The sequence below is a fragment of the Bosea sp. OAE506 genome (assembly GCF_040546595.1).
Taxonomy (GTDB): Bacteria; Pseudomonadota; Alphaproteobacteria; order Rhizobiales; family Beijerinckiaceae; genus Allobosea.
Map to the genome: position 1 here is coordinate 3,941,636 of NZ_JBEPOB010000001.1, position 14,333 is coordinate 3,955,968.

Consider the following 14,333-nt stretch of genomic DNA (forward strand, 5'->3'; position numbering starts at 1 on the left):
ATGACGAAGCAGGTCCGTGAAGGGGCGGACAGGCCGACCCCAGGGACCGACCCGACATGGACAATATGAGCGACGACCAAAGGCTCGACAGAGCCCGGAAGGCAAGGAAGACCTCAACTCGCAAACGCCCAACCGGGCGGACGCCTCGCAACAGCCCATATAGCGGCATCGATTTCGGAGACGCGACCGCGCCCGCGAAATCGGCGCCGGCCGTGGGGCTCGAAACTGAGCAGACATCTCTCTTCGTCCGCGAACCGAATGAGGTCGACGCTCCAATCATCACGATCTTCGATCAGGCGGCCGTCCTGCGACAGCTAAGGCTGGCCGCCGCAGCCGACGACACCTTCGGCGAATACGATATCCAGGTCACACCAGCTGCATCCAGCGACGAGCAGGCCCGGATCGACCGCCTTCGGGCCTTGGCCAGCCAACATAGCCAAAGGCCGCTGGTCGTGGGCGACGTCGTCATGATCAACCGTATCCGCCAGTTGCGGATCGAATGCCCTGGTTTCGGCAGCGTCGCGGCAATCATCGAACGGGCTGCAGCGCTATCGACGGCCACCGGCACCGGTCTTGGCTTCCCTGCAATTCTCCTTGTCGGACCGCCCGGCCTCGGAAAGACGCATTTCGGGCGACGCCTCGCAACGGCGCTCAATAGCGAGACGCACGCCTTTAGCTGCGCGACGAATTCCGATGCTCAGGCTCTGCTTGTCGGTCATCCGCCGACCTGGCGAGGTTCGCGGATGGGCGTCCTCACCGAGGCGCTGCTCGGCGGTGAAACAGGCAATCCCCTGATCATCCTCGACGAAGTGGACAAGTTCGTGACCCATTCGAGCGAGAAGCCGTTTCACTCCCTTCTGACCCTCTTGGAGCCGGAGAATGCGTCGAGCTTGCTCGACGAGTACCTCAGGGTTGAGTTCGACCTCTCGCGTTGCCTGATCATCGCGACGGCCAATGACATCCATGCGCTCCCGACGTTCATTCTGGACCGATTTCTCGTCGTCGAGATCGCCATGCCTGACGGAGAAGCGCTGCGGGACATCGCGCGGCGCATCGCGGCCGACATGATCGCCGGCTACCGGCATATGTTCGCTCCGGTCAGCGAGCCCGTCATCGAGCGGCTGGCGCGGACAAATCCGCGCGGTATCCGTCGGCTCGTCGGCCTCGCGCTCGGCTACGCCGCTGACCAGGGACGTCGCTACCTGGAGGTAAGCGACGTCACTGCCGCGGAGGCCTGCATGGATTTCGCCGCAACGTCCCGGCCAATCGGCTTTCTCGGTGGACGTAGTCGCCACTCCCTCGACTGACCCGCTGCCATCCCCCAACCCGTGATCCCGAACCACCAGAACCGCTATGACCCAAACCGCTGTCACCTCGTCCGCTCTCACGCGCCGGCCACTGTCGCCCCGACGTCTCAAGGACCTTTTCTCGCCCGCGGCAGTGGGCGAATGGGCGCCGACCCAATGGCCTGAAATCGGCGGGGCCTCCCTCAGCCTGGAACCTGACGAGCGGTTTGAGGGCCAAGCCTTCCGGCAGCTCTATCGGCCGGGGGAAAGGATCGCCGTCTATATTCCGGGTTGCGCGGGCCTGCGCGTCGCTGTCGGTCAGGCACTACACATCGGCGCCTGGAAGATCTCGACCTCCCAGATCGAGGCTCGTGGCCTCGAACCGCGCTTGAAAGCGCTCGGGCGAGACCGCTACGCCTCTTGCTACCGACGGGATGGCGAGATCGTCCAGGACAAGGGGTTCGACGAATGGGTTCTGTCGACGCTGCCTGATGGTCTGAAAATATCGCCGAATGCGCCAATCGTCCTGCACGGGCGCGGCATCGAGGTGATCTTGCCGCATGACCTCGATGCGGTCGTCTTCGACCGATCGCTTCGGCAAGCGCTCGCCGACGCCGAACTCGGCAGTTGGGCCTCTTCCCCGGACGGCCTCGCACACTGCGCGTGGTTTGGCCTGTCGCCCTCGCGCTTCCGGCGCCTGACGCGCTACGACATGTGCGGTTCCACCCGGCTGTCGCTGGCCGAGGAGGTTTACCTCTTCAAGCCGCACCTGCAGGCGCAACGCCTCGTGCGCGTCGTGGAGAACGTCATCCTCGCGCACGTGATGCCCGGCATATTTTCAGGGGCAAACCTGATTTCGAAGGCCCAGCGTCAGGCTGGAACCTGAAATGAGGCGCATTCGCGTGCCCGGCGGCAGCTCATCTGCAAAGAACGCGGCGGCTCGTGCTGCTCAATCAGATCGCGTTCGAAGAGATCGCTTCCCCGGGAGCAAAGTCGGCGCCCCCCGGTAGTGGCACACAGACTTCGCTTCCACAGGACGATATCAGCCTCCGCGCTGAATGGGGTCGTGCGCCGTAGCATGCATCGATCGTTATAATTGAACGAGATCACTTAAGGCGGACGAAACGCGGTTCTTGCAGTCTCTAACCTGAAAAATGAGACGGCAAATCGAGTTTGAGCATGAGCAGGTCAGCGAAGAGGGCCAAGACGGACACAATTGATCAGTTTGGACTCGAAGCACGGGTCAAACTGATGGGCATCGTGGACGGCGACGGCTCTGCCGAGCGCTTTGCCGTACCTGACAAGGGCTACATTCGCTGGATGCGCGAGGGGCGGAAACAAACGCTTCAGGAGGTCGCGGATCGAATGGGCATCAAGCCGCAGAGCCTTGCGCAGATGGAGACAGCCGAGCCCGAGGGCAGGATCAAGATCGAGACGCTCAGGTTGGCTGCCCAGGCACTCGGTTGCACGTTCGTGTATGCGCTCGTCCCGAACGAGATGCTCGCCCCGCGCCTGACGCCGGGGAAGATGAAGCTGATCACCGAGGAACTGGCCGAGCTTGCCCGCAGAAAGAGCGGTGATGCACATGCCGGCCATTCTCGTCTCGATCCCCTCGTCATTTGGGAGGGCGAGAAATCTCCCTCATGAGCGGAGCCGAAGCTTCCTCTTCTCCTATCGCCTAGGGCGGCCATGTGTTGCGTGCTGTAGTGTTCAACGGGACGAGCCAGCCGTACGAGGCTCAGGTCTGGCTTACTTGAAATGCGGATACTCAATCGACTGAACCGCCTCATTCAATGAGGCGAGATCAAACCCTGAGCCATAACCGCTCGTCGTGTCACCGAGATGGTGTCCCAAGACGGCCTGGGCAACGGGGTACGTGGCCCGCTTGCGAAGCTCATCGACGGCCCTATGCCGGAAGCTGTGAAACGTTTTGTCTCGATCTGTCGTCACGAACTCCCGCGCGTAGCGGCCCCACCATTTGCTGAAATAGTGGGTGGTCTTGCCCTCATACTCACGCAACTCCGGGAACAGCCGCAGCACGCTGCACTTCTTTTGTCCCTCGGCGTAGGAGAGCAGCCCCATCCCGATCAGCACCCGGTGGATCGGCACCCGCCGGCGCGATGACTTGGTTTTGCGGCTCGTGCTTTGTCCGGGTGTGTCGTCGATCTCTCGCATATCAAAGTAGGCGATGCCATTTTCGCTCTTGATGTCGACCAACCGGAGCTGGCCGATTTCCTCCAGGCGTGCACCAGAAAACAGGCTGATCAGCGGAAGCCACTTCTGAGCCTCGCCACCGCCCGCATCATAGCGTTGGCCATCGGCGTAAACAGGGGACGCCAGAAGCCTTTCCAAGTCGCCATCGCCATAGGGCTTGCGGGTCGAGACCTCGCCCTCCTTGAGAGCGAACTTCATCCCCTCACAGGGATTGGTCTCGATCTCTCCGTTGCGCACAGCCACGGCCAAAACAGCGGAGATGGCACCAATCGCCTTGTCGTTGATGGTTGCACGCGACAGAACCGGCTGGCTTTCTGACGCAGCCCAGCTGTGGAGTTCCCAGAAGGGTCGCCCGGCCATGTCTTTCGGAATCTGTCGGGGACATCCGGTCAGCGCATCGCGATATGCACGGACATGCTTCTTCGAGATCACTGAGAGCGGGATATCGCCGTTGATGTCGATGAATCGATCGACGTAGAGCCGATAAGCCTCCGCCGTGCGGGCCGACGGCTTCCGCTCCGTTTTCCAAGTTTGGTAGGCCTCGACCAACCTCAAACCCGGCTCTGCTTCCATGACAACCGGCGGCGGCGCTCGCGGCGGGGTCGGCAAAGCATCCCCATTCATTCGATCGAGCACGGCCTGGTGGCCCCTGATGCCGGCGCGTATGACTTCGAGAGCCAGAAGCCTGCGGTCCGGGTGACCATGCGGCAGATCGACGCCTATCTCAGCGAGAACGGCTTCGACCGCGCTTTCTCCGATCACGGCTGCGAGGTCGTTCCTGACAGAGCGTGCTTGATCGATCGGCAGTCCTTCTCTGGTCAGGCTCTCCAGCGATGGCACTTTCCTGGCGCCGTCGAAGTCGTATGTGTCGACCTGACGGACATGCGCCTTCAGATGGTCTAACTCGCGCAGATGGGCTTCCCGCTTCGCGGCGTGGAGGCTGACAGGTTCATCACCCGCTGCCATATCGCCGTAGACGATTTCGGTCAGGTCAGATGGGCGGTCCTGCAGAGTCTCCTCGTCATCCGAGGCCAGGATTCGATAATAGACGTCATCCGCTAGTTGTCGGATCGTCTCCTGGGACAGAGCCTGAAGGCGTGTGGCAGCAGGCGGACGCCCGCGCTTGCGTGAAAACGTTGCCTTCGCGAAATCAATCAGGCGCTCGACCTGAGGATGGACTTCAAGCCACCGCTGGCGCGCGAGCGACAGGTCGCTGGTTGCCAAGGAGACCTTGATCACGGGCCGGCCACCCAACTTGCGCCGCTCGGTCGACCACGAGAGCTGCAGATCTCCCGAAACCGATTTAGCCAGTCCGTTGGCCAGGTGGCGAACATAGCTGAAGCCCCCTTCCGGGCGCTTCACCAAATAGATCATGCCTGAGGTTGAAGACCGTCCCATCAGCGCCCTGCTCGGCACTGATTCATACCAGGATTCATACCAAGAATCCTACCAGAGCCGCCCGAGCCCTAGTTTCTATCAATGATTTTGTTGAGAATCAACAACTTAGCCACATGAGTGGCGCGACCTACGGGAGTCGAACCCGTCTCCCCAGCGTGAAAGGCTGGTGTCCTAACCGATAGACGAAGGTCGCGGGCTTCCGAACCGCGGGCGGTCCGTGTCGAAGCGGGGCGAGGTATAGTGGCAGGCTCAGCGCTCCGCAAGCGTGCGTTTGGGCTTTTCCCGCGACACGGCTGCGACATGCAGCCTCCCGTCAGGGGAAGCGGGCGTCGGAGGTCAGGACGCGATGGATCAGACGGGTTTCGCGAGGTCGAGAACGCGCAGTTCCGCCGTCTCCCGTCCGCCCCAGCGATTCAGCGTCAGCGTCGCGGCGAGATGGACGCTCTCGCCGCGCGCCGCCAGCAGCGCGCGCCCGAGCGGCTCCTGTGCGCAGCGGAAGGCCACGCCGCCGACGCTGGCGCCGTCGCCGCCCTTCAGCTTGACGCGGACATGGCCGCCGCTGCCGATCTCGACCGCATCGGTCAGCCTGTGGGCCGGGAAGACGAAGACGGGCTCGGGGCTGCCCTGGCCGAAGGGGCCGGCGCGCTCGATCTCGGTGAGGAGCCGCGGCGTCGCGCCACCGGCGCTCAACGCCGCATCGACGAAGAGCGCCTCCGCATCGCCAGCGGCCTCAACCTCGGCGGAGAGACGCTCGGTGAGGAAGGCGTGGAAGCCATCGCCCTGCCCCGGCGCCAGCGTGACGCCGGCCGCCATGGCATGACCGCCGCCCTTGACCGCAAGCCCGGCCTCGACGGCGGCACGCACCGCGCGGCCGAGATCGACACCGGCGATCGACCGGCCCGACCCGGTGGCGCCGCCCTCGCCGTTCAGGGCGAGCGCGAAGGCCGGCTTGCGGAAGCGCTCCTTCAGCCGTGCTGCGACCAGGCCGACGATGCCGGGGTGCCAGTCCGGCGAGCTTGCCAGCAGCACCGCCGCAGCGGGATCGCGCATCAGCGCATGGTCGGCCTGCGAGATCGCCTCGATCACGGCCTGGCGCTCGATCTCCTGCCGTTCCTGGTTCAGCCGGTTGAGTTCGGCCGCGATGGTGCGGGCCTCGATCTCGTCGGCGGTCAGCAGCAGGCGGGCGCCGAGCCCCGCATCGCCGATGCGGCCGCCGGCATTGATGCGCGGGCCGAGCAGGAAGCCGAGATGCCAGGGCTGGACCGGCCCGTCGAGCCCGGCGACGTCCATCAGTGCAGCCAGTCCCGGCCGGGCCCGCCCGCGCAGGATGGCAAGCCCCTGGCGCACGAAGGCGCGGTTCAGCCCCTGCAGTGGCACGACGTCCGCGACCGTCGCCAGCGCGACGAGGTCGAGCGCGGCGAGCAGATCGGGCTCGCCCCCGCGCGACGCCCAGGCGCCCCTGCGGCGCAGTTCGGCCCGCGTCGCCACCAGCGCCAGGAAGACGACGCCGGCGGCGCAGAGATGGCCGAGCCCCGAGAGATCGTCCTGCCGATTTGGATTGACCAGCGCCTCGACCTCCGGGAGCCGCTCCGGCGCCTGGTGATGGTCGAGCACCACGACATCGAGGCCGAGCCGCCTCGCCTCCGCCAGAGGCTCATGGCTGGTCGTGCCGCAATCGACGGTGACCAGCAGCGTCGCCCCCTTGGCGGCGAGCTGGCGGATGGCGTCGCTGTTGGGGCCATAGCCCTCGATCAGCCGATCGGGAATATGGATGCGCGGGCGTGCACCGCCCGCCGTCAGGAAGCCTGCCAGCAGGGCCGCCGAACAGGCGCCATCGACATCGTAATCGCCGAAGATCGCGACACGCTCGCCGCTTTCGACCGCGCGGGCGAGCCGCGCGGCGGCGGAGCCCATGTCGATCAGCGTTCCCGGATCGGGCAGCAAGTCGCGCAGCTTGGGCTCGAGAAAGGATTGCGCCTCGCTGGGCTCGACCCCGCGCCCCGCCAGGAGGCGCGCCAGGATGTCGGGAATACCCTCGACCTGCGCCAGCGCCTCGGCCCGGCCGAGGCCGGCGGCGTCGAGCCGGTCGCGCCAGGGCCGGCCCAGCGCGGAACGGGTGACGCCGAGAAAGGCACGCGGGGCGATGAGACTCATGGGCGCAGGGCGTCGCGCAGGCGGGCGCTTTCGTCAACCTTGTCGCGCGAACCCGCGCGAGTGAGCGCTCCGGTGCGCCCGGTCAGGCCGCCTTTGCGCGGACGAGCTCAAGCGCCGCGTGGACGGCCACGCCATATCCCCAGGCCCCGAGCCCGGCGATGATCGCGGTGGCCACCAGGGAGACATAGGAGCGGTGGTAGATCGGCTCGCGACGGTGGATGTTGGTGATGTGGAGCTCGATGACCGGGCCCGGGAACATCTTGAGCGCGTCGAGGATCGCCATCGAGGTGAAGGTGAAGGCGGCCGGGTTGATCACGATGGCGCAGCCCTCGTCGATGGCCTCATGGATCCAGTCGATCAGCTCGTATTCCCGATTGGACTGGCGAAAGGCGACGAGACAGTCGCCAGCCGCTTCCCGGCACATCGCCTCGACCTCGGCAAGCGTCGTGCTGCCATAGAGATGCGGCTCGCGCGTGCCAAGGCGGTTCAGGTTCGGGCCGTTGAGGACGTAGATCGGCTTGGTCACGCGTCACCTGTGAAAAAGGGGAGAGGGCTTCGCCGCTCAGCCCGGATAGCCCATCAGGCGCGGCAGCCAGAGGACGAGGCCGGGCAAGAACGTGATCACCGCCAGTGCGGCGACCATTGCGGCGAGAAACGGCATGCATTCCCGCACGATGTCGCGCAGCGGCACGCCGGTGATGGTGTTCATGATGAACAGCAGCAGCCCATAGGGCGGCGTGATCAGCCCGAGCATGATGTTGACCACCACCACGACGCCGAAATGGACCATGTCGATGCCGAGCGCCTTGGCGGTCGGGATGAACACCGGCACCACGATCAGCAGGATGGCGGTGCCTTCCAGCAGGCAGCCGAGAACCAACAGCACCGCGTTCACGAGCAGCAGGAACCCGATCGGCGTGAGGTTCCAGCCCGAGAGCAGGACCTTTAGGCTTTCGGGAATGTTCTCGATCGTGACGACGTAATTGAAGACCAGCGCGCCCGCGATGAGCATGCCGATGGAGGCCGTGGTGCGGGCGCTGTAGGCGAGCGAGGTGTAGAAATCGCGCAGCGAGACGCTGCGATAGAGCACGACGGAGATCGCCAGCGCATAGGCTGCGGCGACGGCGGCTGCCTCGGTCGGCGTCGTGGCGCCGCCATAGATGCCGCCGAGCAGGACGACCGGCATCAGCAGCGCCGGAAGGGCACGCCAGGTGATGCCCGGCCATTCACGCAGCGGTATCGGCGGCTCGACGGGGAAGTTTCGTGCCTTGGCGGTGTAGCCGACGATTCCCATCTGGACGCCGGCCATCAGCAGCCCGGGGATGACGCCACCCAGGAAGAGGAAGCCGATCGACGCGTCGGAGACGAGCGCATAGAGCACCATCGGGATCGAGGGCGGGATGATCGGCCCGATCACCGAGGATACCGCCGTCAGCGCCGCGGCGAAGCTCGCCGGGTACTTGCCGTCCTTGGTCATCATCGCCTGCATCATGCGCCCGGTGCCGGCGGCATCGGCAATCGCCGAGCCCGACATGCCGGCGAAGATGACGCTCTGGACGATGTTGACCTGGGCGAGACCGCCGCGGAAGCGCCCGACCAGCGCATCGCAGAAGCGCAGCAGCCGCTCCGTCATCGAGCCGATGTTCATCAGCTCAGCGGCGAGGATGAAGAGCGGCACGGCGAGGATGACGTAGTTGGTGTACATGCCGTTGAGCAGTTGCTCGGCGGCGATGCTGAGGTCCTGGCCCGTCAGCAGCAGGTAGAAGACCGAGCCCGCAATCATCGCGTGGCCGATCGGCAGGCCGAGCAGCGACAGTGTGACGATCGCCAGGATGCAGAGCGAAAACGGGCTCGTCATATCCCCGAGCCAGCCTTGGTGGGATCGAAGGCTTCGGGCGCGCGGCCGCGCAGAGCCTGCCAGCCGAGCCAGAGGTAGCGGGCGATCGCAGCGACGGCGAAGACCAGATAGATCGAATAGACCCAGTTGAACGGCAGCTTGAGATAGGCTGTCCGCTCGACCTTCATGAAGGTGACGTAGTCGGCCATCGCCGGCAGGGAGAGGGTGTAGAGAACGACCAGCGCGGTGGCGGTGACGACGGCCATGATGCGGCGCGTCCGTGGGCCCGCCGAGCCATAGAGGATGTCGAAGCGGATCTCGTCGCTCTCGCGCGTGACGAAGGCGGCCCCGAACAGCACGATCCAGAGCCAGAGGATGACGCTGATCTCATGCGTCCATCCGATCGGGAGGTTGAGCAGGTATCGGAAGACGATCTGGAGGATGAACACGGCGAACATCGCGCCGAGCATCGCCACCAGCACATTCTCCGCCCGGCGGGCGAGCCACCCGCCGAGCGCCCGGAGCTGATCCGTCAAGGCCGCTGCCCTCCCCGTCGCCTGTGCCTGAGCGTCAGAGCGCGTTGATCTTGTCGATCATGCCGGGCTTCCAGCTCTTGGCGAGGTCGGAGGCGAGATACTTCTTCTGGGCGAAGTCGCGGAAGGCGGCGACGTCGGGTGCATAGACCTCGAGACCCTGCTTCTTGAAGAAGTCGACGAGCTCCTTCTCCTTGTCGAGATGCTGCTGGGCGCTCCAGTCGATCGCGGCATCAGCGGCGGCCTGGAAGGCGGCCTGCTTCTGCGGGGACATCGCCTTCCAGACCCGGTCGGTGACGCAGAGCAGGTCGAAGCCGACGAGATGCGAGGTCAGCACGATCTGCGAGGAGACCTCGTAGAACTTCATGTTCTGGACGTTGGGCAGGGGATTGTCCTGCCCGTCGATCGCGCCGCTCTGCAGGCCGGTATAGACCTCCGCATAGGCCATCGGCGTCGGGTTGGCGCCGAGCGACTGACCCAGGAACTGCCAGGCATCGCCACCGGGCATGCGCAGCTTGACGCCGGCCAGGTCCGCCGGGGTCGTGATCTTCTTCTTGGGCTTGAGACCGACCTGGCGCGCGCCGAAATAGGTCGGGCCAAGGATCTTGATGTTGAGCTTGTCCTCGGCAACCTTCTTCAGCTCGGCCCCGACGTCGCTGGCGAACATCTTCTTCAGGTGGGCGGCGTCGCGGAACAGATAGGCCGAGGTCACGATCGACCATTCCGGAATCTGGTTCGAGATGTCCTGCGGCGCAATGTTGCCCATCTCGAGGTTGTTGCGCTGCATGGCGACCAGCTCGGTGCCCTGCTTGAACAGGTTCCCGCCGTAGTAGGGCTGGAGCGTGAAGTCGTCTTTGATCGCCTCGCCGAAGCGCTTCATCATCTCGGCGCGGATATCCTGCTCGGAGAAGACTGCCGAGAAGCGCAGATTGGGTTTGGCCTGGGCGAAGGCGCCGCCGGCGAAGCCGGACGTGGCGAGGGCTGCACCGCCGGCCAGCAAGGCCCGCCTGTCGATCGAAAGAGCCATGAGAAACCTCCCCTGAGAGCGGATTGTGACGCCGCCTTATGGTCCGCACTATCGCCAAGGCAGATGCGCGACGCAACATCGATTTCTCGTTTCATATGAGATTTTCGATTTCGCCATATGGATTGTTCTGGTCGGCCAATCGGCTATGATGGCGGCGCTGCATCGCTCCGCCGCGGCGCACCCAGCAGGGCCACCTCATGCTCAGCCTCACGCCACAGCCGCTGTCCGTCGGCGAAACCGCCTATCGTCGCATCCGTGCCGACATCATTTTCGGTCGGCTGGCCCCGGGCCAGAAGCTGAAGCTCGAGATCCTGCGGGAGCGCTACGAAGCCAGCGTGAGCACGCTGCGCGAGCTGCTCAGCCGTCTGGCGTCAGAGGGCCTGATCGAGGCCGAAGGCCAGAAGGGCTTCGTGGTCACGCCCGTCTCGGCGACGAATCTGCGCGAGATCGCTGCGATGCGGCTCTTGCTCGAAGGCCACGCTCTGGCCCAGTCCTTCGCGGCCGGGGACATGGAGTGGGAGGGGCGCGTGGTCGCTGCCCATCACAAGCTCGCCTTGATGGAGCGCCGGATGCTGGCGCGCGACCGCGACGATCCCGAACTCTGGAAGCGCTATGACTGGGAATTCCACCACGCCCTGATCTCCGCCTGCGGATCCCAGGTGCTGCTGGAGACCCATGGCGCGATCTACGACAAGTATCTGCGCTACCAGATGGTCGCCGTCGTCTTCCGGGGCGAGATCGCTGCCGAAGAGCACGAGGCGCTGCTCGACTGCGCGCTCAGGCGCGATGCCAGGGGTGCCATCGCCGTGCTCACGAGGCATGTCGAGGGCTGCGTCGAGCACACGCTGGCTGCAGGCCTGCTGCCGTAGCAGTCTCCGAAGCGCACAAACGAAAAAGCGGCCGGAAATCCGGCCGCCTTGATAGCGATGCAATGCCCGCGCTGCGCGCGGGCCGTGCCGGCATGCTCAGTCGAGCTTGAACTTGCCAAAGTCGCGATGCTCGCCATGGATGCGGCGGACCGTGCCGGTGATCGAGCGATAGACGATCGTCTCCGTCTCGATGACCTCCTTGCCGAAGCGCACGCCCTTGAGCATGCCGCCATTGGTGACGCCGGTGGCGCAGACGATGGTGTCGCCCGACGCCATCTCTTCCATGCTGTACTTCTTGTTGGGGTCGGTGATGCCCATGGTCAGGGCACGCGCGCGCTTCTCCTCGGTGTCGAGGATCAGGCGGCCCTGCATCTGGCCGCCGACGCAGCGCAGCGCCGCTGCCGCCAGCACGCCCTCGGGCGCGCCGCCGATGCCGAGATAGAGGTCGATGCCGGTCTTGTGCGGCTCTGTGCAGTAGATCACGCCCGCGACGTCGCCATCGGTGATCAGGCGGATCGAGCAGCCGGTCTTGCGGACCTCCTCGATCAGCTTGGCATGGCGCGGGCGGTCCATGATCAGCGTCGAGATCTCGCTCGGCTTGACGCCCTTGGCCTTGGCCAGCGCATGGATGTTGTCGGTGGCCGAGGCGTCGAGATCGACAACGCCGCGGGCATAGCCGGGGCCGATCGCGATCTTGTCCATGTAGACGTCGGGCGCGTTGAGCAGCTTGCCGGCTTCCGCCATCGCCATCACGGCGATCGAATCGGGCATGTCCTTGGCGCAGAGCGTCGTGCCTTCAAGCGGATCGACGGCGATATGGACCTTCGGGCCCTGCCGCGTGCCGACCTTCTCGCCGATGAAGAGCATCGGCGCTTCGTCGCGCTCGCCCTCGCCGATGACGATCTCGCCGTCGATCGGCAGGCGGTTCAGCTCGCGACGCATCGCATCGACCGCCGCCTGGTCCGCCGCCTTCTCATTGCCATGGCCGCGCAGCCGCGCCGCCGAGACCGCCGCGCGCTCGGTGACGCGCACCAGCTCCATCGAGAGATAGCGCTCGATGATCTGGGAGGAGGAAATGCGGAGATCGTCGGACATGAGCGGTTCCCTTTGGTTTTGCGGTCGATGGCGAGCGTTCACGGCGAAGACAACGCCTGAACCCTACTCCCGTTCGATCCGGATGACTTGCGGCGGTTCGGCGATATGGCCATCGGCCGAGACCTGCTCCAAAGCGGAGCGGATGGCGGCCTCGCTCGTGGCGTAGGTGATCAGCACGACCGGCACCGGGGTGCCCGAGCGGCCGGCCGGGTCCTGCGCCGCGGCAGCCGCGGAGCGGCGCTGCACGATGCTCTCCAGCGAGATGTCGGCCTGGGCCATGCGGGTCGCGATTCCGGCGGCGGCGCCGGGGCGGTCCACCACCGAGAGGCGGACATAATAGCCGCCCTCATGCCGCTGCATCGGGGTGCGGGCCGCCGTCTCGAGGCGCGCCACCGGCAGGCCGAAGGGCAGCCCCGCCGTGCCGCGGGCAACATCGGCGATGTCGGCGACGACGGCCGAGGCGGTGGGGTCGCCACCGGCGCCGGGACCGACGAGGGTGAGTTCGCGCACGGCGTCGGCATCGACCGTGACGGCGTTGAGAACGCCCATCACCTGCGCGATGGCAGACGACTTCGGCACCATGGTCGGGTGGACGCGCTGCTCGATGCCGGCCTTTGTCCGCTCGGCGACGCCGAGGAGCTTGATGCGGTAGCCAAGCTCGTCGGCCATCTTCAGGTCGAGCGGCGCGATCGAGGAAATGCCTTCGACATGAATCGCTTCCGCGTCGATCTTCGTGCCGAAGGCGAGGCTGGTGAGGATGGCGAGCTTGTGGGCGGTGTCGTAGCCCTCGACATCGAATGTCGGGTCGGCCTCGGCATAACCCAGGCGCTGGGCGTCCTTCAGGCAGGCCTCGAAGGTCAGCCCCTCCATCTCCATGCGCGAGAGGATGTAGTTGCAGGTGCCGTTGAGGATTCCGTAGAGCCGCGTCACCGTGTTGCCGGCGAGCGCCTCGCGCAGCGTCTTGACGATCGGGATGCCGCCGGCCGAGGAGGCCTCGAAGGCGAGCGCGACGCCCTTCTCCTCCGCCAGCGTCGCGAGCGCGACGCCGTGATGGGCGAGCAGCGCCTTGTTGGCGGTAACGACGGACTTGCCGGCCGACAGCGCCGCCTCGACCGCGGCCTTGGCCGGACCGTCCGAGCCGCCGACCAGTTCGACAAGGCAGTCGATCTCGGACGAACGCGCCAGCTCCACCGGATCATCGAACCAGGTCAGCCCGCCCAGATCGACGCCGCGATCACGGGTCCTGTCGCGGGCCGAGACGGCGGTGACGCGGATGGCGCGGCCGCAGCGCTCGCTCAGCGCATTCTCCTGCCGGCGCAGGATGCGCAGCACGGAGGCGCCGACGGTTCCAAGCCCGGCGAGGCCGATGCGGAGGGGTGTGGCGGCGGGCTGGGCAGTAGCGCTGGTCATGGCGGCGGCGTCGCATGAGGGGGGCGGCCGAGTCAACGGCGAAGCCCCGTCCCGCGCTCAGCCGAAGCGGCAGACGACCTCGGCGGCGAGGCGGCGCAGCCTGCCCTCCCCGAAGGTCATGTGGACACGCAGCAGGTTGGTGCCGAAAGCGGTGATCTTGATGGTGCGCAGCGCTTCCAGCGTGTCGCCGGTCCAGGTCGTGGCGTTCTCGTTGACGGGCGTCCAGAACCAGGGCCGCGGCGGCTCGATGACAGCCTCGGCGAGAATGCGCTCCGCCGCCGCCTGCTCGATGCCGGCCGGCAGATGGCGCGCGACGACCTCGGTGGCGTCGCGCCCGCATTCGCGGGCGGTGGTCGCGGCGAGCACGTCGGAGATCAACGGCGAATTCGTCTGGGGCACGCGTCCGCGCGAGAAGTCGACGGTGCTGACGAGGCAGACCAGCGCAAACAGGATGACGCCCGCGGCTAGCAAACGGCCTTTGCTGATCATCGCGCTGGAAGCCCCATCCCG

General features: G+C 65.9%; 13 protein-coding genes and 1 tRNA gene. 4 read left to right on the plus strand and 10 right to left on the minus strand.

What is annotated here, in order from left to right; all coding sequences use genetic code 11:
- Positions 1-65 precede the first annotated feature (65 nt).
- The 3 genes from ABIE41_RS19105 (at position 66) to ABIE41_RS19115 (ending at position 2,933) form a co-directional block, all read left to right on the plus strand.
- On the plus strand, positions 66-1,307 hold the full coding sequence (locus ABIE41_RS19105; protein ID WP_192641835.1) for an AAA family ATPase: 1,242 nt from the start codon (positions 66-68) through the stop codon (positions 1,305-1,307).
- 46 nt (positions 1,308-1,353) lie between these two features.
- Positions 1,354-2,172: a hypothetical protein gene (locus tag ABIE41_RS19110; protein WP_192641836.1), complete on the plus strand. Its 819-nt coding sequence runs from the start codon at positions 1,354-1,356 to the stop codon at positions 2,170-2,172.
- A 365-nt stretch (positions 2,173-2,537) separates the two neighbouring features.
- Positions 2,538-2,933 carry a helix-turn-helix domain-containing protein gene (locus ABIE41_RS19115; protein WP_192641837.1) on the plus strand — a complete coding sequence of 132 codons (396 nt, stop codon included), beginning with the start codon at positions 2,538-2,540 and terminating at the stop codon, positions 2,931-2,933.
- A gap of 102 nt (positions 2,934-3,035) precedes the next feature.
- On the opposite strand, the gene ABIE41_RS19120 is transcribed toward ABIE41_RS19115, so the two are convergent.
- From ABIE41_RS19120 to dctP, 7 genes are all read right to left on the minus strand, one after another.
- Positions 3,036-4,874, minus strand: coding sequence for a site-specific integrase (locus tag ABIE41_RS19120; RefSeq protein WP_192641838.1), 1,839 nt, complete (start codon positions 4,872-4,874; stop codon positions 3,036-3,038).
- 142 nt (positions 4,875-5,016) lie between these two features.
- A tRNA-Glu gene (locus ABIE41_RS19125) sits at positions 5,017-5,091 on the minus strand.
- A 158-nt stretch (positions 5,092-5,249) separates the two neighbouring features.
- On the minus strand, positions 5,250-7,052 hold the full coding sequence (gene recJ, locus ABIE41_RS19130; RefSeq protein WP_192641839.1) for a single-stranded-DNA-specific exonuclease RecJ: 1,803 nt from the start codon (positions 7,050-7,052) through the stop codon (positions 5,250-5,252).
- A gap of 82 nt (positions 7,053-7,134) precedes the next feature.
- Positions 7,135-7,578, minus strand: coding sequence for a type II 3-dehydroquinate dehydratase (locus tag ABIE41_RS19135; protein WP_192641840.1), 444 nt, complete (start codon positions 7,576-7,578; stop codon positions 7,135-7,137).
- A 36-nt stretch (positions 7,579-7,614) separates the two neighbouring features.
- Positions 7,615-8,910, minus strand: coding sequence for a TRAP transporter large permease (locus tag ABIE41_RS19140; protein WP_192641841.1), 1,296 nt, complete (start codon positions 8,908-8,910; stop codon positions 7,615-7,617).
- Positions 8,907-9,425: a TRAP transporter small permease gene (locus ABIE41_RS19145; RefSeq protein ID WP_192641842.1), complete on the minus strand. Its 519-nt coding sequence runs from the start codon at positions 9,423-9,425 to the stop codon at positions 8,907-8,909. Before ABIE41_RS19145 ends, ABIE41_RS19140 begins: the two co-directional genes overlap by 4 nt.
- Before the next feature lie 34 nt (positions 9,426-9,459).
- A complete protein-coding gene (gene dctP / locus ABIE41_RS19150; protein ID WP_192641843.1) occupies positions 9,460-10,449 on the minus strand; it encodes a TRAP transporter substrate-binding protein DctP in 990 nt (329 codons plus the stop codon).
- A gap of 197 nt (positions 10,450-10,646) precedes the next feature.
- On the opposite strand from dctP, the gene ABIE41_RS19155 reads away from it, so the two are divergent.
- Positions 10,647-11,318: a GntR family transcriptional regulator gene (locus ABIE41_RS19155; RefSeq protein WP_192641844.1), complete on the plus strand. Its 672-nt coding sequence runs from the start codon at positions 10,647-10,649 to the stop codon at positions 11,316-11,318.
- A gap of 96 nt (positions 11,319-11,414) precedes the next feature.
- Here the strand turns inward: ABIE41_RS19155 and glpX are convergent, their stop codons facing one another.
- From glpX to ABIE41_RS19170, 3 genes are all read right to left on the minus strand, one after another.
- Positions 11,415-12,413, minus strand: a complete 999-nt coding sequence (gene glpX, locus ABIE41_RS19160) for a class II fructose-bisphosphatase (protein ID WP_192641845.1) — start codon at positions 12,411-12,413, stop codon at positions 11,415-11,417.
- Positions 12,414-12,476: 63 nt separating this feature from the next.
- Positions 12,477-13,823, minus strand: coding sequence for a homoserine dehydrogenase (locus ABIE41_RS19165; RefSeq protein WP_192641846.1), 1,347 nt, complete (start codon positions 13,821-13,823; stop codon positions 12,477-12,479).
- A gap of 57 nt (positions 13,824-13,880) precedes the next feature.
- A complete protein-coding gene (locus ABIE41_RS19170; protein WP_192641847.1) occupies positions 13,881-14,312 on the minus strand; it encodes a hypothetical protein in 432 nt (143 codons plus the stop codon).
- Positions 14,313-14,333: the final 21 nt, after the last annotated feature.

What these genes read in the sequence shown, in the direction of transcription:
- ABIE41_RS19105 (WP_192641835.1), top strand. Translation starts at nt 66, where the DNA reads ATGAGCGACGACCAAAGGCTCGACAGAGCCCGGAAGGCAAGGAAGACC.
- ABIE41_RS19110 (WP_192641836.1), top strand. Translation starts at nt 1,354, where the DNA reads ATGACCCAAACCGCTGTCACCTCGTCCGCTCTCACGCGCCGGCCACTG.
- ABIE41_RS19115 (WP_192641837.1), top strand. Translation starts at nt 2,538, where the DNA reads ATGGGCATCGTGGACGGCGACGGCTCTGCCGAGCGCTTTGCCGTACCT.
- ABIE41_RS19120 (WP_192641838.1), bottom strand. Translation starts at nt 4,874, where the DNA reads ATGATCTATTTGGTGAAGCGCCCGGAAGGGGGCTTCAGCTATGTTCGC.
- recJ (WP_192641839.1), bottom strand. Translation starts at nt 7,052, where the DNA reads ATGAGTCTCATCGCCCCGCGTGCCTTTCTCGGCGTCACCCGTTCCGCG.
- ABIE41_RS19140 (WP_192641841.1), bottom strand. Translation starts at nt 8,910, where the DNA reads ATGACGAGCCCGTTTTCGCTCTGCATCCTGGCGATCGTCACACTGTCG.
- dctP (WP_192641843.1), bottom strand. Translation starts at nt 10,449, where the DNA reads ATGGCTCTTTCGATCGACAGGCGGGCCTTGCTGGCCGGCGGTGCAGCC.
- ABIE41_RS19155 (WP_192641844.1), top strand. Translation starts at nt 10,647, where the DNA reads ATGCTCAGCCTCACGCCACAGCCGCTGTCCGTCGGCGAAACCGCCTAT.
- glpX (WP_192641845.1), bottom strand. Translation starts at nt 12,413, where the DNA reads ATGTCCGACGATCTCCGCATTTCCTCCTCCCAGATCATCGAGCGCTAT.
- ABIE41_RS19165 (WP_192641846.1), bottom strand. Translation starts at nt 13,823, where the DNA reads ATGACCAGCGCTACTGCCCAGCCCGCCGCCACACCCCTCCGCATCGGC.
- ABIE41_RS19170 (WP_192641847.1), bottom strand. Translation starts at nt 14,312, where the DNA reads ATGATCAGCAAAGGCCGTTTGCTAGCCGCGGGCGTCATCCTGTTTGCG.